Genomic DNA, 24,488 nt, shown 5'->3' with positions numbered 1-24,488 from the left:
TCGATTAACCAAATAACCGATTAAACCTTCTAAAGATACATTTCCACTAATCCTTCAGGTAAATCCATGATGATTTTTTTGTTTTCTCGGTCTACTTTAACTAAGAAATGGTCAATCATAGGAATCAGAATTTCAGTGCCGTCTTTTGTAACTTCGAAAAGTGGTTGGGCGGTACTATCGTTGATAGATTGGATTTCTCCAACATATCCTAAACGTTTGTCTTCTATTTTAAATCCAATTACTTCATGGAAGTAAAATTTGTTACCAGTAAGTTTTGGTAACATATTTAAAGGCAGGTATAAGTCGCTGCCAATTAGATTGTCGGCCTCAGCTTCGGTATTGATGTCTTCAAAATGAACTCTTAGAAAGTCATTTTTATGTAAAGAACTATTTTCGATAAAAAAAGGAACCAAGTGTTTGTTGTAGTCAACAAACACTGATTCCAGATTTTCGTATAACTCAGGTTCGTCGGTGTCTAAGTAGACTAAGACTTCACCTTTGTAACTAAATTTTTTAGCGATTTTACCTAAATAGAAACAATCTTCTTTACGCATTTCGCTGTGAAAATTAAGCTTGAGCTTCTTCGTTGTTTTCTTCAGCAGCTGGAGCTTCTTCTTCAGTTGAAGCTTCCTCTTCTGCTTGAGCAGCAGCAATAGCATCAGCTTCTGCTTGAGCAGCAGCAGCGATACGTTTTGCGTTTACTTCTTGTTCAGCTTTTAATGCTTTAGCTTTAGCATCAGCTTGCGCTTTTGATAAACCATCTTTTTTAGCGTTAACTTTACCAGCTTTAGCTTCTAACCATGCAGCTAGTTTAGCATCAGCTTGCTCTTGAGTTAAAGCTCCTTTACGAACTCCTCCATCAAGGTGGTGTTTCAATAAAGCACCTTTGTAAGAAAGAATAGCTTTAGCAGTATCAGTTGGTTGTGCACCATTGTGTAACCATTTAACTGCGCTATCAAGGTTTAAGTCGATAGTTGCTGGGTTAGTGTTTGGATTGTAAGTACCGATTTTCTCTAAGTATCTACCATCTCTTTTTGAGCGAGCATCTGCTGCTACTACCCAGTAAAAAGGTTTTCCTTTTTTACCGTGTCTTTGTAATCTAATTTTTACTGACATAATCTTTATGATTAAATTTTGAGGTACTCGACCTCGATTAATTAAGGCTGCAAAGATACATTATTTTTTTATATGGCAAATAGTATTTTAGTATTTTGACAGGTAATTATTTAGCGGTTTTTTTTGCTTCTTTTTTTAGGCTATTTCGGTTAATTTGGTTCGAATAGTTTATTTTTGTTTGTAAATTTTTATTATATGAAAAAACATTTTTTATTTCTGATAGTGCTTTTTACTTTATTTTCTTGTCAGGAAGATGTAAAATTTAATAATCCTGCTTTTCAGGGAACGAAAGATAATGTTTTTTGGAGAGCTGTTCAGACTAAGGCAACTGTGTATTCGGGAGGAGCTTTAGTTATTGAGGCTTATACGGCAACTGAGGTGGTTACTTTGAAAACGAATGCAATAGCGCCAGGTACTTATTATATAGGTACTAATGCTACTACAACAGCAACTTATGATTATTTAGATCCTTTGACTAAAGAATCAATCACTTTTTCTTCGGGATTTAATGTAGGAAACGGTCAGATAGTAATTACTGAGTATGATTCTGTAGGGATGACAATTTCCGGAACGTTTAAATGTAATTTGGTTAATACATTTGATAATCCGTTAGCCGGACCAACTTTGAATTTTCAATATGGTGTTTTTTATAAAATTCCTGTCACTCTTAAGTGATCTTTGGTATTTATTTTGTTAGTGCTTTTTGGTTTAATAACAACTTTTTGAAAAAGATTCAAATAAAAATATAAATAAGCTTGTTTGTAGTGTGTTATAAAAAAATAAGACTACATTTGTTGTAATTATTGTAAATAAGTATATATGAATATTTTTGTTGGAAGCCTTCCATTCAGTATTGAGGAAGCAGATTTAAGAGAGTCTTTTGAGGCTTACGGAGCAGTTGATTCTGTTAAAATTATTACTGATAAATTTACTGGAAGAAGTAAAGGGTTTGGTTTTGTTGAGATGCCGGTTGACGCTGAAGCTCAAAAAGCAATTGATGAATTGAATGGGGCGACTGTTCAGGGGCGTACGATTGTAGTAAATAAATCTGAGCCAAAACCGGAAGGTGAAAGAAGAAGTTTTAATAACAACCGTAGAGGAGATTCTCGTGGTGGTTATGGAAACAACCGTGGTGGAGATAGCCGTGGGAATAGAGGGGGATATTAATTTTTTCTTTATATAAAAAAAGGGGACAATGTGAAATTGTCCCCTTTTTTATTTGTCTATTCTGATTAATATTAGATATTAGCAGCTAACCAGTCACCAACTTCTTTAGTTCCGTAAGCTTTACCTCCGTTAGCTAAGTCTTCAGTAACTACACCAGCTTCTAAAGCTTTGTTTACAGCATCTCTCATTGCTTTTCCTTCTTCCATCAATCCGAAGTTTTCAAACATCATTGCGGCAGATAAAACAGTCGCCATTGGGTTGGCAATGTTTAATCCTGTAGCTTGTGGGTAAGATCCGTGGATAGGCTCAAATAAAGATACTTCAGCTCCCATAGAAGCTGATGGCATTAATCCCATTGATCCTGAAATTACAGAAGCTTCGTCAGTTAAGATATCTCCAAATAAGTTTTCAGTAATCAATACGTCATAAGAGTTAGGCCATTGAACTAAACGCATAGCAACCGCGTCAACAAATTCATAAGAAACTTCAACTTCAGGGTAATCTTTTTCCATTGCCTGAACCGTTTCTCTCCATAAACGTGATGTTTCTAAAACGTTAGCTTTGTCCACACAACATAATTTTTTAGAACGTGTCATTGCTAATTCGAAACCTTTTTTAGCTAAACGTTGTACTTCTTCTCTTGTGTAAACACAGTTGTCAAAAGCAGTATCTCCACCGTCTTTTCTTCCTTTTTCACCAAAGTAAATACCACCGGTTAATTCTCTTAAGAAAACTAAGTCAGTTCCTTCGATTCTTTCTCTTTTTAAAGGAGATTTATCTAATAAAGATGGGAAAGTAAAGGTTGGTCTTACGTTTGCAAACAAACCTAATGCTTTACGCATTTTTAATAAACCTTGTTCCGGACGTACAGGTGCAGAAGGGTCGTTATCATATTTAGGGTGACCAATAGCTCCAAACAAAACGGCATCAGCATTTTTACAAACTTCATGAGTTGAATCTGGATAAGGCTCACCTACAGCGTCAATAGCAGCAGCACCAGTTAAAGCTGGTTTCCAAGTAATTTCATGTCCAAATTTTTGTGCAATTGCATCTGATACTTTTACTGCCTGATCAATTACTTCCGGTCCGATTCCGTCCCCTGCTAAAAGTGCGATATTTAACTTCATTATTTTATGTTTATATTGATTTATTTTAATTGTTTTTTGAATTTTAAACGGCTACTACATTAAGCATTTTTTGTGTTGCAATAATGGCTGCCACGGTTTGGTCAGAATCCAGACCTCTTGTTTTGAATTCTTTTCCGTCGTTTACCCAGGTGATAATTGTTTCGCATAAAGCGTCTGAGCTACTTCCCGGAGGGATTCTAACTGCATAATCAATTAGTTTGGGTAAAGTCATTTTTTTGGTTTTATAAATTTTTGCCAAAGCATTCATGAAAGCATCAAATTGTCCGTCTCCCTGAGCATGCTCTTCGATAATTTGCCCATCGATTTTCAGGCAAAGTGTTGTTGACGGACGCATTCCTTTAGCATGAGATAACAAGTAAGATTCTACCGTGATTTTTTCCTGATAGGTGTGGCTGTCTAAAACGTCTGAAATGATATAGGGCAAATCTTCTTTTGTTACCGTTTCTTTTTTGTCACCCAATTCGATAATTCTTTGGGTAACCAATTTTAAATCTTCCTGGTTTAATTGCAAACCTAATTCCTGAAGGTTTTTTTCAATATTGGCTTTTCCGGAAGTTTTTCCTAAAGCATATTTTCTTTTTCTTCCAAAGCGTTCTGGAAGTAAATCGTTAAAATATAGATTGTTTTTATTGTCACCATCGGCGTGAATTCCCGCTGTTTGAGTAAAAACGTTATCGCCTACAATTGGCTTGTTGGCAGGGATTCTATAACCGGTAAAGGTTTCTACTAATTTACTAACCGAATATAAAGAGGTTTCTTTTACGCCGATTTCAATTTCTGGCATAAAATCGTTGATTACAGCAATGGTACTGGCTAAAGGTGCATTTCCGGCGCGTTCTCCCATTCCGTTTACAGTAACGTGTAATCCGTGGACTCCTGCTTTTAATGCTTCCATAACATTCGCCACGCTTAAATCGTAATCGTTGTGTGCATGGAAATCAAAATGGATATTTGGATATCTTTTAGTGATTTCTGAAATATATTCGAAAGTTTCCGAAGGGATAAGTACGCCCAAAGTATCAGGAAGTAAAATTCTTTTTACGGGTTGGGTGCTGATGAAATCAAGATATTGGTAAACATATTCAGAAGAATTACGCATACCATTACTCCAGTCTTCTAAATAAACATTGGTTGCAATTCCGTTTTCGGTAGCTAAAGCAATGCTTTCGGCTATTTCTGAAAAATGCTGTTCCGGTGTTTTCTTTAATTGATGCGTAAGGTGGTTAAGAGAGCCTTTGGTTAAAAGATTTTGAACTTTTGCTCCCGATTTTTTCATCCATTCGATAGAAAGTCCTTTATCAACAAAAGTCAATACTTCAATTTTATCGGTATATCCTTTTGTTTCGGCCCAAGTCATAATTCCTTTAACGCCTTCAAATTCTCCTTCACTTACACGAGCCGAAGCAATTTCGATACGGTCAACTTGTAATTCTTCTAATAATAATTGGGCAATGGTTAGTTTTTCTGCAGCAGAAAATGATACTCCTGAGGTTTGTTCACCATCACGAAGTGTCGTATCCATTATTTCAATTTTTCTTTTTCCCATTATAAATCTGATGCTAAAAAAGGTTCTGATTTCGTTATTTTGAAATCATTTTCCTGTGTGTTTTATAAAACGCTAAAAGCAGCTGCTAAAGAATTCCGCGGAATTGTGTTTAGCAGCTGCATTTTTTATGTGAAGATTTTATTTAGTAAGGAAGCTTCTCAGCAAAACTTACGATTTCTTCTTTAACACTTTGTAAATAGTCGATATCATCAAAACCATTTAACATGTTATTCTTTTTGTATCCGTTGATGTCAAAAGATTCTTTTTCACCTGTAGCTTTCAATGTAATTGTTTGCTCTGGTAAGTTTATTTCTAATTCTGTATTAGGATCAGCTTCGATTGCAGCAAAGATTTTGTCTGAGAATTCAGGAGAAACCTGTACTGGTAAAACTCCGATGTTCAGACAGTTTCCTTTGAAGATATCTGCAAAGAAAGAAGAAACTACAGCGCGGAATCCGTAATCGTAAACTGCCCATGCAGCGTGCTCACGAGAAGAACCTGAACCAAAGTTTTTTCCACCTACAAGGATTTTTCCTGAGTAAGTTGGGTTGTTTAAAACAAAATCAGCTTTTGGAGTATCGTCTCCATTGTATCTCCAGTCTCTGAAAAGGTTGTCTCCAAAACCTTCACGTTTTGTAGCTTTTAAGAAACGAGCCGGGATGATTTGATCGGTATCTACGTTTTCTATAGGTAGTGGCACTGCACTACTGGTAAGGATATTAAATTTATCGTATGCCATTTTAATTTAGATTTTAGATTTCAGAATTCAGATTTTAGATTTTCCACCAAGGGAATTAATCATGAATATTTAAAATCTTTTTATTTTTTAATTCTTTTTTGAAATTGTTATTGCTATTGAAATTAATATTCAATTACAATAAATCTCTAGGATCTGTCAATTTTCCTGTAACTGCAGCAGCAGCAGCCATAATTGGAGAAGCTAACAAAGTTCTTGAACCAGGACCCTGACGACCTTCGAAGTTTCTGTTAGAAGTACTTACCGCATATTTTCCGGCAGGTACTTTGTCATCATTCATAGCTAAACAAGCTGAACAACCAGGTTGACGTAATACAAATCCAGCTTCAGTAAGAATATCTAAAATTCCTTCTTCTTTAATTTGAGCTTCTACTACGTGAGAACCAGGAACTAACCAAGCTGTAACGTTATCTGCTTTTTTACGACCTTTTACAATAGAAGCAAAAGCTCTAAAGTCTTCGATACGTCCGTTAGTACAACTTCCTAAGAAAACATAGTCGATTGGTTTTCCAATCATTACGTCATCTTCATGGAATCCCATGTAGTTCAAGGATTTTTTATAAGTTTCCTCTCCACCTTCTACTTGGTCGGCACTTGGAATATGTTTAGTGATACCAATTCCCATTCCAGGGTTTGTACCATAAGTAATCATTGGCTCGATATCTTCAGCTTTGATGTTTAATTCAGCGTCAAATACTGCATCAGTATCAGTTTTTAAAGTTTTCCAGTATTCTACTGCTTTAGTCCAAGCTTCACCTTTAGGAGCGTATAATCTTCCTTCAAGGAAATCGAAAGTAGTTTGGTCAGGAGCAATCATACCTCCACGAGCACCCATTTCGATACTTAGGTTACAAACAGTCATACGTCCTTCCATTGTCATTTCTTCGAATACATTTCCTGCGTATTCTACAAAATATCCTGTTCCTCCGGAAGTAGTTAATTGTGCAATGATGTATAACGCAACGTCTTTAGGAGTAACTCCTTTGCTTAATTTTCCGTTTACGTTAATACGCATTTTTTTAGGTTTTGGTTGCATGATACATTGAGTAGAAAGAACCATTTCTACCTCAGAAGTACCGATTCCAAAAGCAATAGCACCAAAAGCACCATGAGTAGAAGTATGTGAATCTCCACATACAATTGTAGCACCAGGTAAAGTAATTCCGTTTTCAGGACCTACAACGTGTACAATTCCATTTTTTTGATGACCTAATCCCCAGTGAGAAATACCATATTCAGCCGCGTTAGTCTCTAATGCTTTTAATTGATTAGCTGATAAAGCGTCTGCAACAGGCAAGTGTTGGTTAATGGTCGGTGTATTGTGATCGGCAGTTGCGAATGTGCGTTCTGGATATAATACTGATACGCCTCTTGTTTTTAGACCCAAGAAAGCTACCGGGCTGGTAACCTCGTGAATGAAATGACGATCAATAAAAAACACATCTGGTCCGTCTTCAATTTTACGCACAACATGCGAATCCCATACTTTGTCAAATAATGTCTTGCTCATTTTTTAATTTTTTTTAGTGTATTTCTGTGTTTTGTACTACCGCATTTTTTAAATATGGTGGTAACAAGAACGCAAAAGTATAAAAATCAAACTATGTAGTCAATTAATATTATCAATTATATACGATACCCAAAGTGTGTTAATGTGTTGTTGTCGTTTTGTTTTGTGAGCTTGTCTTTTAATGAGTTAGTGTTTTTGTTTCAATTTTGATTCATAAAGTTGTGTTTGTAACAAGTAGGGAAGGAAATTTGATTTTGATGATTTTTAGGTGTTTTTGTTTAATTGTTTTATTATGTTTAACGAATTGTTTAAAATGAGCTTGAAAACAAGAAAAATAATAAACTTTTATGAAAAAGTGGTTTCGCGAATGATTTTGTTTCTGATAATTAATTATATTTATTAGTGGTTTTAAAGTTGGTTTGGATATTAAAAAAAAAATACGACAACCAAAAAAAAGAAAGTTGCTATCTGAAGTTGTTTTTTAGTTATTAATTATTTGTTTTAGCTACGTATCTGTTTGTATTTAAAAGAGAATAGTTTTGGGGCTTTGTCCTTTTAAATGCGTAAATTTATAGTATAGATTTAAAGGAGGCTTTTTGATTGAAAGTAGTTTTTTATTTGCTTGATTTGTGAAGGTATATTTAAAACAGACGCACAGTTTGTTTGGCTAAAATAGTAATGTAAATGCTTATCTAATGGGTTGATTTTGATCAGGAGTATTATGAAAAAGAAATTACTCATAATGTTAATTGTAGTTTTTTATTTTTCTCATTCGCTTTGCGGATATGGGCAAATGCGGAAAGTTTATACGAGTATTGAAAGTAAAAATGTGTTGTACTACAAAGTAGAAGAAATTGTCAATATGGCATTTGGGGGTTCTGTAACACGATATACGGTTTCTGATTTAAGTCTTATTAGTAAAGTTGATTTAGGTCCTGAAAATATTAGAATAATTACTCCTTTTTATAAGGATAAAAGTTATTTAAAAAAGAATTATTACATAGAAACTCAAAATGCTAATGTTGGTGTAGAAAAAAGTCGAGAACCTACCCAGCTTGTATCTATTTCAATTGAAAGTGGAAAAATTGAAATACCTGAAAATTCTCCTTTAGATCAAAGAGTGCTGGCTCTGGTTATTGGTAAAATAATTAAAATAGAGCCGGTTTCCGATTTGAAAAACGAACCTTTAGTTGAAACTAAGACTCCTCCTGTTTCTGCTTCTCCTGTTAATCCGAAAGTCTTGCCTGAAAAGAAAGAGCCTCAAAAAGAAAAACTGGATTATATTTTAGTTAATGTGGTTTATGTTTATGAAAGAGTGCTTGAAAAAGGCTATAAATCTGCCTATATGTTTAGAGAAGTAGCTAATTATTATTATTTTAAAGGACAAATGGAAAAAGCTGCCAAATGGTATGAAGAACTCTTTACGATGAGTAATGAACAGTTGGAGCCTATTTATTATTACCGTTTTGGTGATGCTTTAAAAAAGACCGGGAAAACAGAGAGAGGTAATGCTTTGGTTGAAAAATTCAATCAGTTGGTGGAGTGAAATGATTCTAAACTTTCTGTTTTCCCGGTTTTTTTGTTTATTTAATAATGAGCAATCGGATCTGCGTTTCCATCAGGGTCACCCGAAACATTTCCTGATGAATGCACAGGGCCTAATAACAATAATCCACATACATGAGGCGCAGCCATAGAGGTTCCGCTAATGGTATTCATGCCGCCTCCTTTCCATAAGGATTGGATAGAAACTCCCGGAGCGCAAAAATCAACTGAAGTTCCATAGTTTGAAAAATAAGCAAAGACATCATATTTGTCCATTGCAGAAACAGTATAGATATTAGTGCCATTAGCGCTGGCCGGAGAGTGATTGTTAGCGTCGTCACTTTCGTTTCCGGCTGCTAATGCAAATTTCACATTTGCTGATGCTTTTATGACTGCATCGTTGAGGGCTGAACTGACCGGTCCTCCCAGACTCATATTGGCTGCATCGCCAGCCTGACCATTTGCGCTTACATATTCAACTCCGGCTATGACTCCTGAATAAGAGCCACTGCCACGGCTGTCTAAGACACGAACGGCAACTACTTTGGCTCCTGCAGCAACTCCTATAACTCCAATTGTATTGTCAATTGCAGCTACTGTTCCTGCAACGTGGGTTCCATGTCCGTTGCCGTCATTTGGGTTGTTAGCGTCAATACCGCCTAAAAAACTTTTGCTGCGTGCCACATCAACATTTAAATCGGGATGGGTTAAGTCAATTCCGGTGTCTATAATCCATGCTGTTTTTCCTATTCCGCTAAGTCCGCCGCCAACACGGCTTATTCCCCATGGAGTAATTTCAGCTGGTAGTGTGCTGCCGCCACCGCCACCAGGTTTCCCTTTTTGAATAGATAAATCAGGATTAAGAGTTATGGTGTAATCTTGTTCTATAGATTTAACACGGTCATCTTGTTTTAGGCTTTGCAATTGTTCTTTATCTAATTGAGCTGCAAATCCACTAACGCCATATCCGTAGGTTTGCTTTATTTTTTCTGAAGTAAGTTTAATAGTTGAAAAACGAGCCAGATAGTCTTTCTTTAGTGATACAATCCTTTCGCTGTATTTTTGTGTGGCATATTTGCCGGACATATTTTCTTTTAAAACTACTACATATTGACCTTCTATAGGTTCCATAGTATAGTTTGAAAGAGGACTCAATTCCTTAACTTCAATCTCCTCGTTATTCTGGCAACTTGTAACTAATAATAAGGAAGAAAATAGGCTGAGAGACAATCGTATAACAGAAGTAAAGTTTTTCATGGGTGTGGTTTGGTTAGGATTAATAAACTCTTAAAATTAATTAAAAAACAAATCATAAACAATTGTTTGCCTGTTTATTAAATTTTTCATTGACTTTTTTATATACAATGATTAATGTTTGTAATTTAATTTTTACGTATTTAATGAAAATATAAATTGACTTTTTTGTTGATAAATTGAGTTAGTTCTTTCTTTAAAATAAACTAAATTTGAAATTCAATTTTTGTGATTTTTATAAATTACAAATGCTTCAAAAACAGCTATGTATTTAATATTCGATACCGAAACTACCGGATTACCTAAACGTTGGGATGCTCCATTAAGTGACTCAGATAACTGGCCACGCTGTATACAAATTGCCTGGCAGCTGCATGACGAGCACGGTAAGCTCATCGAACACCAGGATTATCTGGTCAAACCGGAGGGATTTAATATTCCCTATGATGCAGAGCGTGTACACGGTATTTCAACCGAATTGGCACAACATGACGGTATTTCTTTGCTGGAAGTGTTGGAGAAATTCAATATTGCTTTAAGTAAAACTAAATTTATTGTCGGACAAAACCTTGGTTTTGATGTGAATATCATGGGAGCAGAGTTATACCGAATGGGTATCGAAAGCCCGTTGGCTTCCATGCCGGTATTGGATACCTGTACCGAGGTTACGGCTAATTTACTGAAATTACCCGGAGGTCGTGGAGGTAGATTTAAGTTGCCAACTCTGACCGAATTACATGAATATTTATTCAGCCAACCCTTCGCTGAAGCACACAATGCAACTGCCGACGTTGAGGCAACTACGCGATGCTTCCTCGAATTGGTGCGTCGTGAAGTGTTTACAAAAGAAGAATTGGATGTTCCTGCTTCTTATTTTCAGGATTTTCAGGCGAAGAATCCGCGGGAAATTCAACTGATAGGATTAAAACATATTAATCTTAAAGCAGCTTCTGACGAAATTAGAAAGCAGCTTCAAAAAGCGGAAGGGAATGTATCTCAAACAACGATTTCTGAAGAAGATAGAAAAGATTTTACTGAGGCTAAATTTGCGCATTTGCACAATCATACACAGTTTTCGGTTTTACAGTCCACTATCGGAATTGGGAATTTAGTAGCGGCTACCGTTAAAAATAAAATGCCTGCCGTTGCCATGACCGATACCGGAAATATGATGGGGGCTTTCCAGTTTGTGAGTGCGGTTATGAATCACAACAAAGCGGCTTCAGCAAAAAATAAAGCCTTAGTTGAAAGTGGAGAAGAACCAACCGAAACGGAAATCAAGCCTATTGTAGGTTGTGAGTTTAATATTTGCGAAAATCATAAAGATAAAAGCAAAAAAGACAATGGTTACCAGGTTGTTTTATTGGCAAAAAATAAAAAGGGTTATCATAACCTGGCCAAAATGGCTTCGATTGCTTATGTTGACGGATTTTATTATGTGCCTCGTATTGATCGTGCAGTAGTTGAAAAATATAAAGAAGATATCATGGTTTTATCGGGTAATCTCTATGGGGAGATTCCGAGTAAAATTTTAAATATTGGTGAAAACCAGGCTGAAGATGCCTTGCTTTGGTGGAAATCCCAATTTGGTGACGATTTGTATCTTGAAGTGATGCGTCATAATCAGGAAGATGAAAACAGGGTAAACAAAACCTTAATAGAGTTTTCTAAAAAGCATAACGTAAAACTGATTGCGACCAATAACACCTATTATGTAAATAAGGAAGATGCTAATGCGCACGATATTTTATTGTGTGTGAAAGATGGTGAAAAGCAGGCTACACCTATAGGCCGTGGTCGTGGGTATCGTTACGGATTGCCGAATCAGGAGTATTATTATAAGTCGGAAGAAGAGATGAAAAAGCTCTTTTCTGATTTACCCGAAGCCATTATCAATATTCAGGAAATTGTCGATAAGGTCGAAGTGTATTCATTGTACCGCGATGTATTACTTCCTAAGTTCGAAATTCCGGATGAGTTTAAAGTGGAAGAGGATTTGGCTGATGGAGGGGTTCGAGGTGAAAATGCTTATTTACGCCATTTAACTTATGCCGGGGCCGAGCGTCGTTACGAAGCTATTACCGATGAAGTTCGGGAACGTTTGGATTTTGAGTTGATGACTATTTCTAATTCAGGTTATCCGGGTTACTTTTTGATTGTTCAGGATTTTATCGCCGAGGCTCGAAAAATGGGAGTTTCCGTAGGTCCGGGTCGTGGATCGGCAGCGGGTTCTGCGGTGGCTTATTGTTTAGGGATTACCAATATTGATCCTATTAAATACGACTTGCTTTTTGAGCGTTTCCTGAATCCTGATCGTGTATCCATGCCCGATATTGATATCGACTTTGATGATGAGGGTCGTGGTTTGGTAATGGATTATGTGATCAATAAATATGGGGCTAATCAGGTGGCGCAGATTATCACTTACGGTAAAATGGCGACTAAATCGGCTATTCGTGATACGGCACGTGTGCTGGATTTACCTTTGTTTGAAGCCGATAGAATTGCAAAATTGATTCCGGCGATGATGCCCGGGAAATGGAATTTGGCTCGTTTTATTTCCGAAAGTGAAGACGATGTTAAAAAAGCTTTGAAATCGTCGGAAGAATTTGATCGTGTTAAAGAATTAATAGGGATTGCCCGGGAAGATGATTTGGCAGGAGAAACCATTCAGCAGGCAAAAGTTCTGGAAGGCTCGCTTCGAAATACCGGAATTCACGCCTGTGGGGTGATTATCACTCCGGATGATATTACCAATTTCGTTCCGGTTACTACAGCTAAAGATTCCGATTTATATGTTACCCAGTTTGACAACTCGGTTGCCGAAAGTGCCGGATTGCTAAAAATGGACTTCCTGGGTCTGAAGACCCTGACGTTGATTAAGGATACGGTGAAATTGGTGAAATACCGCACCGGAATTGAACTGAATCCGGATAATTTCCCGATAGACGATGTTAAAACGTATGAGCTGTTCCAGCGTGGTGAAACCGTAGGGGTTTTCCAATACGAGTCGCCCGGAATGCAAAAATACATGAAGGATTTAAAGCCAACGGTTTTTGCCGATTTGATTGCAATGAACGCTTTGTATCGTCCAGGACCTTTAGAGTATATTCCGTCTTTCGTTCGTCGTAAAAATGGAGAAGAAGAAATTACTTATGACTTGGATGCTTGTGAAGAATATTTGGGAGAAACCTATGGAATTACGGTATATCAGGAGCAAGTAATGCTTTTGTCGCAAAAGTTAGCCGGTTTTTCTAAAGGTGATGCCGACGTATTACGTAAGGCGATGGGTAAGAAACAGAAGGAGGTTCTGGATAAAATGAAGGGGAAATTCATTGATCAGGCTGTGGCTAAAGGTCATGATGAAAAAAAACTGGATAAAATTTGGACTGACTGGGAAGCTTTTGCGAGTTATGCCTTCAATAAATCGCACTCTACCTGTTATGCCTGGGTAGCCTACCAAACGGCTTATTTAAAAGCACATTATCCAGCAGAATATATGGCTGCCGTACTTTCGAATAATATGAACGATATCAAACAGGTTTCGTTTTTTATGGAAGAATGTAAGCGTATGGGCTTACAGGTTTTGGGACCTTGTGTAAATGAATCGTACTATAAATTTACGGTAAACGAAGATTATGCGGTTCGTTTTGGAATGGGAGCTATTAAAGGAGTGGGTGCCGGAGCGGTAGAAACCATTGTGGAAAACAGAAAAAATGGTAGATACCGTTCGATTTTTGATTTGGCTAAACGCATCGATTTGCGTGCGGCTAATAAAAAAGCTTTTGAAAACTTAGCTCTGGCGGGAGGATTTGATTGTTTTTCAGAGACACACCGGGCACAATATTTTCACGATGAAGGTGATGGAATTACATTTTATGAAAAAGCGATGCGTTATGGTTCAAAATTTCAGGAGAATGAAAATTCGTCGCAGGTAAGTTTGTTTGGTGAAACCAGCGAAGTACAAATTGCCGAACCTGTGGTTCCTCCTTGTGAGGATTGGAGCACGATGGAAAAATTGGCTAAGGAGAAAGAAGTAGTTGGGATTTATATCTCGGGACATCCATTGGATGATTTTAGATTTGAGATGAAATATTTCTGCAATGCCAAATTGGAAGCCTTGAAAACAATGGAGGCCTATGTGGGTAAGACTTTAACTTTTGGCGGAATTATTAATAATGTCCAACATCGTGTGGCTAAAAATGGAAAAGGATGGGCGTCATTTGCTTTGGAAGGTTATGATGAAAGTTATGAGTTTCGAATTTTTGGTGAAGAGTATTTGAAATTCCGTCATTTCTTTATTCAGAACAATTTTATGTTTATAAAAGTAACCATAAAAGAAGGCTGGATGAATCAGGAAACGGGTAAGAAAGGCGAGCCAAGGTTACAGTTTGTAGAGATGAAACAGTTGCAGGACGTGTTGGATTCTTTTGCTAAAAAGTTAATTGTGTTGTTAAATATAAAAGATTTGCATCCTGATTTTATTCATAAACTAAGCCATCTTTTTAATGTTAATAAAGGAGATAATCAGGTGACTTTTGAAGTCATGGAATTGGAAAGAATTAAAAAACTGGTTGAGGTTGCTCCTGTTTTAGCAGAAAATGATGAAGTAGTTTTTGAAGAGGATAATGAAGATGCTGAAACAGCCGATATGCCGGAAAATAAAGCGGTGCAGGTAACTGAGGTAGAGGAAATTAAGGTGGTGACTAAGCTGAGTATGGTAAGCAGAAGGCTGAAAATTAAAATTTCTACTGAATTATTGCAGGAATTAGAGAAAATGCAAGTAAATTTCAAATTGAATTAAAGCAGTTTTTCTAATAATAATTAACAATATATTAATAGCTAAAACTGATTTCAGTATGGTGTTTAGTAAGTATTTAATTTCTAAATTTGCATTGTGTTTAAGGAATTAAAGACTTTTAGATTTATAAATTTTAAATAAAGAAATATGGCATTAGCAATTACAGACGCTACTTTTGAAGATGTAGTATTGAAATCGGATAAACCTGTAATGGTAGATTTTTGGGCAGCTTGGTGTGGACCATGTAGAATGGTTGGGCCAATCATCGATGAATTAAGCAACGAATACGAAGGTAAGGTTGTTGTAGGAAAAGTTGATGTGGATGCAAACCAGGAATTTGCTGCAAAATACGGAGTGAGAAACATACCAACGGTATTGGTTTTTCATAACGGAGAAGTCGTAGGAAAACAAGTAGGAGTTGCTCCGAAACAAACTTACGCAGATAGTTTAGACGCTTTGTTGTAATCGTAAGATTATGATTTATATGAAAAAAAGGTTTGGCGGGAGTCAAACCTTTTTTTGTTTATAACAGTTTAGAGAATTTATCCTCTTTTCTCTTGCTTCTTTTCTCTGTTATCTATTATCTTTTTAATACATTTGAGAGATGAAGATAGAGTCACAAATAGGTAAAATATCCAGTTTTCAGCATTTGGAGTTATTGGCTAACCAAGTGGTGGAAGGTTTTATTTCGGGTATGCACAAAAGTCCTTTTCATGGATTTTCGGCTGAGTTTGCTGAGCATAAGGTTTATAATACCGGAGAAAGTACTAAGCATATCGATTGGAAGTTGTTTGCTAAAACAGATCGATTGTACACCAAACAGTTTGAAGAAGAAACCAACTTACGTTGTCATATCATTATCGATAATTCTTCTTCGATGCATTATCCTAAATTGAAATCGAATCAAAATTTTTATGAAAACAAAATCGGCTTTTCTGTTTTGGCTTCTGCTGTTTTGATGAATCTTTTAAAGAAACAACGCGATGCAGTAGGGTTAAGTGTTTTTTCGGATACTTACGAATATTATGCGCCAGAAAAAGGAAGTGATCGCCATCACAGAATGGTTTTAAATGCGTTGGAGAATTTATTGCAAACACCGGTTATTAAGAAAAGTACTGATACAATTACTTTTTTGCATCAGATAGCGGAGAAAATGCATCGTCGTTCGATGATTATTTTGTTTACGGATATGTTTCAAACTGGTGAAGAAGAACGTTTGTTAAGTGCTTTACAGCATTTAAAACACAACAAGCATAAAGTGGTTTTGTTTCATGTTATAGATGGAAAAACAGAATTTAATTTTGACTTTGATAATGCACCACGCAAATTTATTGATGTAGAAACAGCAGAAGAAATTTCTGTTTTTGCCGAAAATGTCAAAGAAGAATATGAAAAACAAGTGTCTTTGTACTTTAAAAAGCTTGCTTTAAGTTGTGCTCAAAACAAAATTAAGTATGTTCCTGTAAGTGTAAGGGATGATTTTGAGAAAATAATGCTAACCTATTTAATTGAAAAACAAAAGTTTGGATAGTGGGTCAAAAAAAATAGTTTAATTTTTAATCAAAACACTTGTGTAAATAGAAATCTGTTGTATCTTTGCCACCGCAATAAAGCAGAGGTTTGGTAGTTCAGTTGGTTAGAATACATGCCTGTCACGCATGGGGTCGCGGGTTCGAGTCCCGTCCAGACCGCTAATATTGGGAAAGCCTTTCGTAACAGAAAGGCTTTTTTTTCCACTATACGGTATCTAAAGCTAGTTGTGTTGTTTGGTTAGCCGTTGTAAAGCTAACCACGGTTTAGTAGTTAGACCAATGAAAAGCTTTTCACTTAATTGTGAATGGCTTTTTTGATTTTTAAAGACTTAGGTGAGATTTTGGATAAGTTTTTTAGAAATTAAAAATAATTGCAATTCTTTTTAATTCGGACTTGTTTTTAAAGAAAATAATATTGTATATTTGCACTCGCAATAAAGCAGAGGTTTGGTAGTTCAGTTGGTTAGAATACATGCCTGTCACGCATGGGGTCGCGGGTTCGAGTCCCGTCCAGACCGCAAATTTGCAAGAAAGCCTTTCGTAACAGAAAGGCTTTTTTTATTCGATTAATTTGAAAATATAAAAACTATTTCCTCCTTTCTTTTTATCTTTAGAAAAATCAAAAAATCATTGTATTTTTATAAAATATTAGTCGAATTCAAAAACAAGGCCTTGAGGTACTATTACTTTTTTTTACTCTTCACTATATTCAATTCCTGTCAATACTTTGAAAAACAAGTGCCGTCAGAAAAAGAATTGTTGCAAAAGGAATTGAAAGCAATCAACTGGAAAGAAGTTGATGAGTATCCTTCTTTTGTAGATTGTGATAAACTAGATGAAAAAATCCAACGCCAGCAATGTTTTTTTGATAGTCTGACTCAACTAATACAGGAAAAATTACAGTTGGATACGCTTTCAGCTCTTTATCCGGAACTCGATACTATTGAAGTAAAAGTGACTGTTTTTCCAAATTCTAAAATGCAGTTCGAACCACAGTTTCCTAAGGATTCAGTTGCTTATGATACTATTAAAATTGATAGTATTCTCCACGCCCGATTGATTAATTTTCCAAAAGTAAATCCGGCTTTAAAACAGGGAATTCCGGTAAAAACCCAATTTATTCTTCCTGTGATTATAAAAGTGGAATAGTTTTTTTGAGCTATTTCCAGCTTTCGCCTTTATCTCATTCCGTTGCACGTCATGAGGATATCGGCTCTATCTGGGCTAGGGATTTGGTGATTTTTAGACGAATATTAAAATCAATCCCGATAGTTATCGGGACGTTAATCTGCAATCTAAAATTTTCTTCCTTTCCATTCGTATTTCCCGGTCAAAGAATACAAAGCTACACTAACACTGAAAAAAGGATACAGTAAACTACTAATCAAAAAAGATTGTGTTTTGGTTTTTAAAAATTGATTGGTTTGATGAATCAATATAAAGTCAATGATTAATTTGGCTAATAGTAAGAAACACAATAAAAAATAGTTTCCTATCCCGAACAACAAACCATAAGCCACAAACCACAAACTAATATTTCCTCCAAAAACTATCAATCCTACTATTTTTCCAAAATTACTTTGATAAGAAGTGGTTTTTGATGCCCAGCGCACTCTTTGGTAAAACAAGGATTTCCAGTCGTCCAAAGGTTTTGTAGTGACAATAGTATTCTCTGATTTTAAATAATGTACTTTATCGGGAAATTTAGCAATCGCTTTTTGCAGAAGAAAAACATCATCACCACTGGCTATGGTATCATTTCCTTCAAAACCGTTCAATTCCTGAAAGAGTGATTTGGTATAAGCTAAATTTGCACCATTACACATAAAACCTTTTCCGATGCCAAAACTGCCGATAGTAGCACCTTGTAAACTTGCCAAATCCAGTTGCTGAAAATGATGCAGAAACGAATTGCTGCCGCTATAAGCAACTGCTCCGGCAATCATCGAAACTTTATGAGTTTGAATGTAATTATCTAACGTTAAAAGCCAGTTTTCGGAAACAACACAATCGGCATCAGTGGTGATTATCCAGGAAGTTTTTACAAAAGGAATGGTAGTTGTAATGGCGTCTTTCTTAGGAGAATTTGAAATCCGGATATTATCTATTGTTTTAATCTGAAATCTAAAATCTGCGGTCTGAAATCTAAAATCTGAGTTATCATCCACCAAAATCATTTTAATCAAATCCATTGGATAATTCAATTTCGAAAGACTTTCTAAAAGTATAGGCAGATTTTCAGCTTCATTTCGAAAAGGGACTACAATTGTGAAGGCTGTTTTTGGCGTTAAGCCAACAGAATTAAAGCTTTTTATTTTCGAAAAACCATAGACTAAAAGAGAAATAGTTGTGAAATAAATGGATAATATGATGGTTAGAAAAAGCATTATGCAAGTTCTTTAGTTTTGAAATTCAGTACATAGTAACTACCTATAACCACAGGCAAAACTACATTGAGAAACCACATCAATGTTGAAATGAAAATCACAATCCATTCGTTTACGCCCAGTATGCCAAAGAAATAAACCGCTACGCTTCCTTTGACGGCAAAGTCCAAAAACTGAAAAGTAGGCAGGGATGAAGCTAAGAAATAGACTGAGGAAATGGCTGACATTAGTGTCAAATAAGGCAAATCAACATCAAAAGCTAAAAACAAAAAATAATACTGATGAGAGAAAACCAAATAACGACAAATGCCAAGAATAATATTTCGTTGATGAATGTTTTTTGGAATTTCGTTAATCTTGTGAATCAGTTTTTCGATGGAATAACCTTTTATGTTTATTTTCTTCGAAAAAAATAAAATTCCAAAAAGTAAAAAACAAATTCCAAATAGAATCAAAACCGTTTGAGATGTAATAACGTGAAATTGCGTATTGAAATACAATAAGCCGAAAATTCCAAAAATAACAGTCAAAATCATTTGGATTCCGTTGCAAATCAGGTTTAGGAAAATTACTTTTTTTGTGTCTTTTTTGGCGAAAAACAAAGCTTTTCCGGCATATTCGCCTACGCCGTTTGGAGTAAATAATCCGGCAGTTAAAGCGGCTAAAACTTGTTTTGTTGATTCGGCTACAGTTATTTTATGAATGTATTGGGAGAGATTTTGCCATTTTAGAATTTCGAAATACCGATTTAAAACACTCAGCAATAAGATAAATGAAATCCCGGAAACAGACTGATTTTTTTTGAATAAGACAATGAATTTTTGCCAATCGAGTTTATCGTTATTCGCCAGTTGGTTGTAAATAAAATAAAAGGCACCACCTACTATCAAAACTTTGATTAGAAGTACGAGGAATTGCTTAGTTTTGTGAGGAATTGAAATCATAACGAAGAACTATTGCGCAAAGAAACGCAAAGACACACAGAGTTTCGCAAAGATTTTTAAATTTTTAAAAGCTTTGTGTAGCAAAAAAAGTATTTCGCAAAGATTCACAAAGAAATCGCGAAGAGACGCAAAGATTTTAAATTAGTTTTGTGAATCTCTATGTCTTCTTTGAGGATTTTTGTGTAACAAGAAAATTTAATACCTTCTAGGTAAAACATGTAAATAAAATTGACAAACGAACGCATCATATTAGGAATTGACCCCGGAACCACGATTATGGGGTTTGGCTTGATACGTGTTATCAATAAAAAAATGGAATTTGTGCAACTGAACGAATTGCAATTATCCAAATACGATAATCATTATCAAAAACTAAAAATCATATTTGAGCGCACTATTGAGTTGATTGATACACATTGCCCTGACGAAATTGCGATTGAAGCGCCTTTTTTTGGTAAAAACGTGCAATCGATGTTGAAGTTAGGGCGTGCGCAGGGTGTGGCTATGGCTGCCGGATTGTCGCGCGGAATTCCCATTACCGAATACGAGCCCAAAAAAATAAAGATGGCGATTACCGGAAACGGAAACGCCAGTAAAGAGCAGGTTGCTAAAATGCTGCAACAACTTTTAAGCTTAAAAGAATTACCTAAAAACCTCGATTCCACCGATGGATTGGCGGCTGCGGTTTGTCACTTTTTCAATTCCGGAAAAGTAGTTGCAGGTAAAAGTTATTCGGGTTGGGATGCTTTTGTGAAGCAAAATGAGGAACGAGTTCAGAAGTAGTGTTCAGTTTTTTAGTGTTCAGTCTTGATGGTCAAAAAGTATTCAGTTTAATTTTAAAAAGCAATTATGAGGTTTCAGGATTTATTAGCTTATAAAAAATCATTTGTTTTGGCGATGAAGATTTTTGAAATTACACAAAAGTTTCCAAAAGAAGAAATGTATTCTTTGACAGACCAAATTAGGCGTTCTTCAAGAAGTGTCCCCGTTACTATAGCAGAAGCGTATAGAAAGAGAATTTATCCCAGGCATTTTCATAGCAAATTAACCGATTCTGATAGTGAAAATTCAGAAACACAAGTTTGGTTAGAGTTTGCATTTGCTTGCAAATATATATCTGAGACAATTTATCAAGAACTTACAACAGAAAGTGTTGAGGTTGGTAAACTTATAAATTACATGATTTTAAATCCTGAGAAATTTGGAATAAAAAAAGAGTAATTAGTGTTCAGTTTTTTAGTATTCAGTTATGCACTGACCATTAATAAAACTGACTACTGACTACTGTTATTAAAACTGATTACTAAAAATCTGAACACTGAACACTATGTCAGGGATCTACATACATATACCGTTTTGCAAACAGGCTTGCCATTATTGTGATTTTCATTTTTCGATTTCGATGAAGAAGAAAGATGAAATGGTTTTGGCTTTAGCCAAAGAAATCGAGCTGCGTAAAAATGAGTTTAAGGACGAAGTTGTTGAGACGATTTATTTCGGCGGAGGAACGCCTTCAGTATTGCAGATTTCAGATTTGAGACTTTTGATTGATGCTATTTATAAAAATTACATCGTTTCAGAAAATCCGGAAATTACGCTTGAGGCTAATCCAGATGATTTGCATCTCGACTTCGCTCGATGTGACAATGAGTCTGAACTGTCAGTTCGAGCGGAGTCGAGAACTATTTTTGAAGAATATCGTTCTATAGGAATCAATCGTTTGTCTATAGGAATCCAGTCATTTTTTGAAGACGATTTGAAAATGATGAATCGGGCACACAATTCGGAGGAAGCCAAAAAATGCCTTGAAATAGCAACGAAGTATTTTGATAATATTTCGCTGGATTTGATTTATGGGATTCCGAGGATGAGTGATGAACGTTGGAAACAAAATATCGAAACGGCTTTGAGTTTTGGTGTTCCGCATATTTCGAGTTATGCCTTGACGGTCGAACCAAAAACGGCATTGAATAAATTGATTCAGACTGGAAAAATAGCGGAACCAAAAGATGAGGTGGCTTCGGCGCATTTTATGATTTTGATGGAAACACTTGAAGCGAATGGATTTTTGCATTATGAGTTGTCTAATTTTGGAAAGCCAGATTATTTTTCGAAGAACAATTCGGCGTATTGGTTAGGGAAAAAATACATTGGAATTGGTCCTTCGGCACATAGTTATGATGGGATTTCCAGAAGTTGGAATATTGCTAATAATACACTTTATTTAAAAGCAATAAAAGAAAATCGATTGCCAAATGAAATCGAAATTTTATCGGTTTCCGACCGTTACAACGAATATATTATGACGGGATTACGAACGATTTGGGGTGTTTCTTTGGAGCGAATTCAATCTGAATTTGGACAAAATTACCTGGATTATTTACTGAAACAAGCACAGAAATTTTTAAGCGATGACTTGCTTTTTATCGAAAATAACATTCTGAGACCAACAAAAAAAGGAAAGTTTTTAACGGATGGAATTGCGAGTGATTTGTTTTATTTAATTTGGAATAGGTCTAACCACCAAGAGCACAAAGAAGAGCTTTGAGAGGGTTGAGAATTAATAAATTAAAAGTATTATGAAAACTGAAATTACATTTATTGCTTTGATTTTGGTTTTAATATCTTGTGTTAAAAAGGATGAAGTAAAATCATTTCCTTATGAAAGCTTTGTTTTCTCTTATGCGGGCTTGCATCATAATAATTCTATTAAATTTACAAAAACAGATACTGTTTATCTCCAAAAAAGATTTCCTTCTCCAGTAGAGATTTTTTATGCAATACTAAAAAAAGAAGATAAAAATGAATTGAATAAGTATTTAAGTCAATTTGATTTTGAAAAGTTTGATACTGTCTATGTTCAAGATAATTTGCAAGATGGTGAAAGCTATCTTTTAAACATTTCTAAAAAAGACGAAAATAAAATGATTTATATTTATGGTCATAATGCTCCTAAAAAACTTTATAATTTTATAGATTCATTAGGAAGTTTTAAGGCTAAACTGAAATTCATTCCGGTAAAAAGATATGTTGATTTTGGAAATTTAAAAAGTATTTTGCCACCTCCACCACCTCCGCCAGAAATTGATACATTGATATACAAATCCAATATTTATTCTAAATGAATATTTTGCAATTCATATAATCCTTAGTGAATCTTGTGGTAAAAACAACTATGCTAGTAACAATAAACAACTTCGAAGTCGACTTATCAAAACCAATTGATATTTCCATCCCGTTATCGAATACCGATGCGAATCCTATTGCCTGGTATTTGGATAAACCGGAAATAAAACCTGTTGTTTTTGGAGATTGGACAGGAAGTGTCAAAGAAGGTGCTTCGACCAATTTTAATACCATTGTTTTTAATCCGCATGGGCATGGCACGCATACTGAATGTCTGGGGCACATCACTAAAGAATTTTATAGTATCAATCAATGTTTAAAGCAATTTTTTTACTTCGCTAAATTGGTTTCAGTTGAACCTGAAGTTCAGGGAGAAGATTTTGTGATTGGAAAAAATCAATTGGAAGTACTTTTGAGAGGTGAAGTAGTGGGAGCTTTGATTATTCGTACACTTCCTAATTTAGAAACTAAACAACATCAAAATTATTCGAATAGCAATCCGCCTTATTTGTCTGAAGAAGCGGCGATTTTTATTCGCGAAAGCGGGATTCAGCATTTGTTAATTGATTTGCCCAGTGTGGATAAAGAACATGATGAGGGGAAATTACTGGCACATAAGGCCTTTTGGAATGTGAAAGATGTGAGTAATTTGAATGCCGATGCCCGCTTGAATTGTACGATTACCGAAATGATTTTTGTTCCTGATAATGTTCCTGACGGGAATTATTTATTGAATTTACAAATTGCTTCTTTTGAAAATGATGCCAGTCCGAGTAAACCCATTTTGTATAAAATATGATTAGCATTTCTACTGATAAAAGTAAATTAGATATTTCTTTTATTCATAATTTCACAAAAGATATTTATTGGGCGGCGCCCAGAACGATTGAAGAAGTGGAGGTTTGTATTGCCAACTCTTTTTGTTTTGGAATTTATTTGGATGATAAACAAATAGGTTTTGCGCGTGTGATTACCGATTATGTGGTTTTTGCTTATTTAATGGATGTTTTTATTGCTGAAAAATATCGTGGTAATGGTTATTCGTCTTTACTGATTGATGCAATGATGAAAGAACCGAAATTGCAATCAGTTAAAATCTGGAGATTGGCTACTACCGATGCGCATTTTTTATATGAAAAATTCGGTTTTAAAGCATTGGCAACTCCTGAGAAATTAATGGAAAAAGTTTTGTTATGAATTTAGAAGAGTTTTATGAATATTGTATTTCTAAAAAAGGAGTGACCGAACATTTTCCTTTTGATCAGGATACTTTAGTTTTTAAGGTGGGAGAGAAAATGTTTGCACTTTCGTCATTAAAGCAATGGGAGGCCGGGGAGCCGTCAGTTAATTTAAAATGCAAACCCGATTGGGCTCTTGAGCTAAGAGCGCAGTACGATAGTATTCAAGCCGGATATCACATGAGTAAAGTGCATTGGAATACCGTTTCCATAAATTCGGAAATTTCAGATTTATTTTTGAAAGAAATGATAGATCATTCTTATGATTTGGTTTTTAGTAGTTTAACTAAAAAGATTCAAAACGAAATTTTAGCTTTAGAATAGATTTTGAATGCTTATTTGTTTTCTTTCTAAGATTTTGGCTATGTTTTGGGAAATTATACGATAAAAGTGGGCTAAATTTGTTTTTTTGATTTT

23 protein-coding genes and 2 tRNA genes are annotated in these 24,488 nt (G+C 35.4%); 16 read left to right on the top strand and 9 right to left on the bottom strand.

Features of this window, described 5'->3' with window-relative positions; genetic code table 11:
• Positions 1 to 29: 29 nt before the first annotated feature.
• A complete protein-coding gene (gene rimM, locus BLR17_RS00985) occupies positions 30 to 554 on the bottom strand; it encodes a ribosome maturation factor RimM (RefSeq protein WP_066328405.1) in 525 nt (174 codons plus the stop codon).
• Between the two features lie 13 nt (positions 555 to 567).
• Positions 568 to 1,116 carry a 30S ribosomal protein S16 gene (locus tag BLR17_RS00980; protein ID WP_066328406.1) on the bottom strand — a complete coding sequence of 183 codons (549 nt, stop codon included), beginning with the start codon at positions 1,114 to 1,116 and terminating at the stop codon, positions 568 to 570.
• 195 nt (positions 1,117 to 1,311) lie between these two features.
• Here BLR17_RS00980 and BLR17_RS00975 point away from each other — a divergent pair, with 195 nt between their 5' ends.
• Together BLR17_RS00975 and BLR17_RS00970 are read left to right on the top strand one after the other, a co-directional pair.
• Positions 1,312 to 1,791, top strand: coding sequence for a DUF6252 domain-containing protein (locus BLR17_RS00975; RefSeq protein WP_066328407.1), 480 nt, complete (start codon positions 1,312 to 1,314; stop codon positions 1,789 to 1,791).
• Between the two features lie 144 nt (positions 1,792 to 1,935).
• Positions 1,936 to 2,283, top strand: a complete 348-nt coding sequence (locus BLR17_RS00970) for an RNA recognition motif domain-containing protein (RefSeq protein ID WP_066328408.1) — start codon at positions 1,936 to 1,938, stop codon at positions 2,281 to 2,283.
• Between the two features lie 71 nt (positions 2,284 to 2,354).
• On the opposite strand, the gene leuB is transcribed toward BLR17_RS00970, so the two are convergent.
• The 4 genes from leuB to leuC form a co-directional block, all read right to left on the bottom strand.
• Positions 2,355 to 3,410, bottom strand: a complete 1,056-nt coding sequence (leuB, locus tag BLR17_RS00965) for a 3-isopropylmalate dehydrogenase (protein WP_066328409.1) — start codon at positions 3,408 to 3,410, stop codon at positions 2,355 to 2,357.
• Between the two features lie 43 nt (positions 3,411 to 3,453).
• A complete protein-coding gene (locus tag BLR17_RS00960; protein ID WP_066328410.1) occupies positions 3,454 to 4,977 on the bottom strand; it encodes an alpha-isopropylmalate synthase regulatory domain-containing protein in 1,524 nt (507 codons plus the stop codon).
• A 142-nt stretch (positions 4,978 to 5,119) separates the two neighbouring features.
• Complete coding sequence (gene leuD / locus BLR17_RS00955; RefSeq protein ID WP_066328411.1) at positions 5,120 to 5,716, bottom strand: 3-isopropylmalate dehydratase small subunit; 597 nt, start codon at positions 5,714 to 5,716, stop codon at positions 5,120 to 5,122.
• A 133-nt stretch (positions 5,717 to 5,849) separates the two neighbouring features.
• On the bottom strand, positions 5,850 to 7,244 hold the full coding sequence (gene leuC, locus BLR17_RS00950) for a 3-isopropylmalate dehydratase large subunit (protein WP_066328412.1): 1,395 nt from the start codon (positions 7,242 to 7,244) through the stop codon (positions 5,850 to 5,852).
• Positions 7,245 to 7,965: 721 nt separating this feature from the next.
• On the opposite strand from leuC, the gene BLR17_RS00945 reads away from it, so the two are divergent.
• A complete protein-coding gene (locus BLR17_RS00945) occupies positions 7,966 to 8,790 on the top strand; it encodes a tetratricopeptide repeat protein (protein WP_139068370.1) in 825 nt (274 codons plus the stop codon).
• Positions 8,791 to 8,831: 41 nt separating this feature from the next.
• Here BLR17_RS00945 and BLR17_RS00940 read toward each other — a convergent pair whose 3' ends face one another.
• Positions 8,832 to 10,046, bottom strand: coding sequence for a S8 family serine peptidase (locus BLR17_RS00940; protein WP_066328414.1), 1,215 nt, complete (start codon positions 10,044 to 10,046; stop codon positions 8,832 to 8,834).
• A gap of 262 nt (positions 10,047 to 10,308) precedes the next feature.
• Between BLR17_RS00940 and dnaE the strand changes: the two genes are divergently transcribed.
• The 6 genes from dnaE to BLR17_RS00910 all read left to right on the top strand — a co-directional run bounded on the left by dnaE (position 10,309) and on the right by BLR17_RS00910 (position 17,525).
• The gene (dnaE, locus tag BLR17_RS00935; RefSeq protein WP_066328415.1) at positions 10,309 to 14,847 is read left to right on the top strand and encodes a DNA polymerase III subunit alpha; all 4,539 of its coding nucleotides are present in this window, start codon (positions 10,309 to 10,311) and stop codon (positions 14,845 to 14,847) included.
• A 144-nt stretch (positions 14,848 to 14,991) separates the two neighbouring features.
• Positions 14,992 to 15,309, top strand: a complete 318-nt coding sequence (trxA, locus tag BLR17_RS00930; RefSeq protein WP_066328416.1) for a thioredoxin — start codon at positions 14,992 to 14,994, stop codon at positions 15,307 to 15,309.
• A 139-nt stretch (positions 15,310 to 15,448) separates the two neighbouring features.
• On the top strand, positions 15,449 to 16,375 hold the full coding sequence (locus BLR17_RS00925) for a DUF58 domain-containing protein (RefSeq protein WP_066328420.1): 927 nt from the start codon (positions 15,449 to 15,451) through the stop codon (positions 16,373 to 16,375).
• Positions 16,376 to 16,461: 86 nt separating this feature from the next.
• Positions 16,462 to 16,535: transfer RNA gene (locus tag BLR17_RS00920), tRNA-Asp, on the top strand.
• Between the two features lie 285 nt (positions 16,536 to 16,820).
• Positions 16,821 to 16,894: transfer RNA gene (locus BLR17_RS00915), tRNA-Asp, on the top strand.
• A gap of 154 nt (positions 16,895 to 17,048) precedes the next feature.
• Positions 17,049 to 17,525: a hypothetical protein gene (locus BLR17_RS00910; protein WP_066328545.1), complete on the top strand. Its 477-nt coding sequence runs from the start codon at positions 17,049 to 17,051 to the stop codon at positions 17,523 to 17,525.
• Positions 17,526 to 17,671: 146 nt separating this feature from the next.
• Here the strand turns inward: BLR17_RS00910 and BLR17_RS00905 are convergent, their stop codons facing one another.
• The gene (locus tag BLR17_RS00905; protein ID WP_066328421.1) at positions 17,672 to 18,763 is read right to left on the bottom strand and encodes a glycosyltransferase family 2 protein; all 1,092 of its coding nucleotides are present in this window, start codon (positions 18,761 to 18,763) and stop codon (positions 17,672 to 17,674) included.
• Positions 18,763 to 19,707: a lysylphosphatidylglycerol synthase domain-containing protein gene (locus tag BLR17_RS00900; RefSeq protein WP_066328422.1), complete on the bottom strand. Its 945-nt coding sequence runs from the start codon at positions 19,705 to 19,707 to the stop codon at positions 18,763 to 18,765. Before BLR17_RS00900 ends, BLR17_RS00905 begins: the two co-directional genes overlap by 1 nt.
• Positions 19,708 to 19,935: 228 nt before the next feature.
• Between BLR17_RS00900 and ruvC the strand changes: the two genes are divergently transcribed.
• The 7 genes from ruvC (at position 19,936) to BLR17_RS00865 (ending at position 24,395) form a co-directional block, all read left to right on the top strand.
• The gene (gene ruvC, locus BLR17_RS00895; protein ID WP_066328423.1) at positions 19,936 to 20,490 is read left to right on the top strand and encodes a crossover junction endodeoxyribonuclease RuvC; all 555 of its coding nucleotides are present in this window, start codon (positions 19,936 to 19,938) and stop codon (positions 20,488 to 20,490) included.
• 66 nt (positions 20,491 to 20,556) lie between these two features.
• A complete protein-coding gene (locus BLR17_RS00890; RefSeq protein ID WP_066328424.1) occupies positions 20,557 to 20,928 on the top strand; it encodes a four helix bundle protein in 372 nt (123 codons plus the stop codon).
• Positions 20,929 to 21,034: 106 nt separating this feature from the next.
• Positions 21,035 to 22,255: a radical SAM family heme chaperone HemW gene (gene hemW, locus BLR17_RS00885; protein WP_066328426.1), complete on the top strand. Its 1,221-nt coding sequence runs from the start codon at positions 21,035 to 21,037 to the stop codon at positions 22,253 to 22,255.
• 31 nt (positions 22,256 to 22,286) lie between these two features.
• On the top strand, positions 22,287 to 22,832 hold the full coding sequence (locus tag BLR17_RS00880) for a hypothetical protein (protein ID WP_066328430.1): 546 nt from the start codon (positions 22,287 to 22,289) through the stop codon (positions 22,830 to 22,832).
• A gap of 50 nt (positions 22,833 to 22,882) precedes the next feature.
• Positions 22,883 to 23,632: a cyclase family protein gene (locus tag BLR17_RS00875; protein WP_066328546.1), complete on the top strand. Its 750-nt coding sequence runs from the start codon at positions 22,883 to 22,885 to the stop codon at positions 23,630 to 23,632.
• The gene (locus BLR17_RS00870; protein WP_066328432.1) at positions 23,629 to 24,030 is read left to right on the top strand and encodes a GNAT family N-acetyltransferase; all 402 of its coding nucleotides are present in this window, start codon (positions 23,629 to 23,631) and stop codon (positions 24,028 to 24,030) included. Before BLR17_RS00875 ends, BLR17_RS00870 begins: the two co-directional genes overlap by 4 nt.
• Positions 24,027 to 24,395, top strand: a complete 369-nt coding sequence (locus BLR17_RS00865) for an MmcQ/YjbR family DNA-binding protein (RefSeq protein ID WP_066328434.1) — start codon at positions 24,027 to 24,029, stop codon at positions 24,393 to 24,395. Before BLR17_RS00870 ends, BLR17_RS00865 begins: the two co-directional genes overlap by 4 nt.
• Positions 24,396 to 24,488 lie beyond the last annotated feature (93 nt).

It is taken from the genome of Flavobacterium glycines (genome assembly GCF_900100165.1).
GTDB classification, from domain to species: Bacteria; Bacteroidota; Bacteroidia; order Flavobacteriales; family Flavobacteriaceae; genus Flavobacterium; species Flavobacterium glycines.
Note: the sequence above shows the minus strand (reverse complement) of the source record. Positions and strands in the feature narration are given on the sequence as shown.

Excerpts from the sequence above, each read along its gene's own strand:
- rimM (WP_066328405.1), bottom strand. The coding sequence starts at position 554 with ATGCGTAAAGAAGATTGTTTCTATTTAGGTAAAATCGCTAAAAAATTT.
- BLR17_RS00980 (WP_066328406.1), bottom strand. The coding sequence starts at position 1,116 with ATGTCAGTAAAAATTAGATTACAAAGACACGGTAAAAAAGGAAAACCT.
- BLR17_RS00975 (WP_066328407.1), top strand. The coding sequence starts at position 1,312 with ATGAAAAAACATTTTTTATTTCTGATAGTGCTTTTTACTTTATTTTCT.
- BLR17_RS00970 (WP_066328408.1), top strand. The coding sequence starts at position 1,936 with ATGAATATTTTTGTTGGAAGCCTTCCATTCAGTATTGAGGAAGCAGAT.
- leuB (WP_066328409.1), bottom strand. The coding sequence starts at position 3,410 with ATGAAGTTAAATATCGCACTTTTAGCAGGGGACGGAATCGGACCGGAA.
- BLR17_RS00960 (WP_066328410.1), bottom strand. The coding sequence starts at position 4,977 with ATGGGAAAAAGAAAAATTGAAATAATGGATACGACACTTCGTGATGGT.
- leuD (WP_066328411.1), bottom strand. The coding sequence starts at position 5,716 with ATGGCATACGATAAATTTAATATCCTTACCAGTAGTGCAGTGCCACTA.
- leuC (WP_066328412.1), bottom strand. The coding sequence starts at position 7,244 with ATGAGCAAGACATTATTTGACAAAGTATGGGATTCGCATGTTGTGCGT.
- BLR17_RS00945 (WP_139068370.1), top strand. The coding sequence starts at position 7,966 with ATGAAAAAGAAATTACTCATAATGTTAATTGTAGTTTTTTATTTTTCT.
- BLR17_RS00940 (WP_066328414.1), bottom strand. The coding sequence starts at position 10,046 with ATGAAAAACTTTACTTCTGTTATACGATTGTCTCTCAGCCTATTTTCT.
- dnaE (WP_066328415.1), top strand. The coding sequence starts at position 10,309 with ATGTATTTAATATTCGATACCGAAACTACCGGATTACCTAAACGTTGG.
- trxA (WP_066328416.1), top strand. The coding sequence starts at position 14,992 with ATGGCATTAGCAATTACAGACGCTACTTTTGAAGATGTAGTATTGAAA.
- BLR17_RS00925 (WP_066328420.1), top strand. The coding sequence starts at position 15,449 with ATGAAGATAGAGTCACAAATAGGTAAAATATCCAGTTTTCAGCATTTG.
- BLR17_RS00905 (WP_066328421.1), bottom strand. The coding sequence starts at position 18,763 with ATGCTTTTTCTAACCATCATATTATCCATTTATTTCACAACTATTTCT.
- BLR17_RS00900 (WP_066328422.1), bottom strand. The coding sequence starts at position 19,707 with ATGATTTCAATTCCTCACAAAACTAAGCAATTCCTCGTACTTCTAATC.
- BLR17_RS00890 (WP_066328424.1), top strand. The coding sequence starts at position 20,557 with ATGAGGTTTCAGGATTTATTAGCTTATAAAAAATCATTTGTTTTGGCG.
- hemW (WP_066328426.1), top strand. The coding sequence starts at position 21,035 with ATGTCAGGGATCTACATACATATACCGTTTTGCAAACAGGCTTGCCAT.
- BLR17_RS00880 (WP_066328430.1), top strand. The coding sequence starts at position 22,287 with ATGAAAACTGAAATTACATTTATTGCTTTGATTTTGGTTTTAATATCT.
- BLR17_RS00875 (WP_066328546.1), top strand. The coding sequence starts at position 22,883 with ATGCTAGTAACAATAAACAACTTCGAAGTCGACTTATCAAAACCAATT.
- BLR17_RS00870 (WP_066328432.1), top strand. The coding sequence starts at position 23,629 with ATGATTAGCATTTCTACTGATAAAAGTAAATTAGATATTTCTTTTATT.
- BLR17_RS00865 (WP_066328434.1), top strand. The coding sequence starts at position 24,027 with ATGAATTTAGAAGAGTTTTATGAATATTGTATTTCTAAAAAAGGAGTG.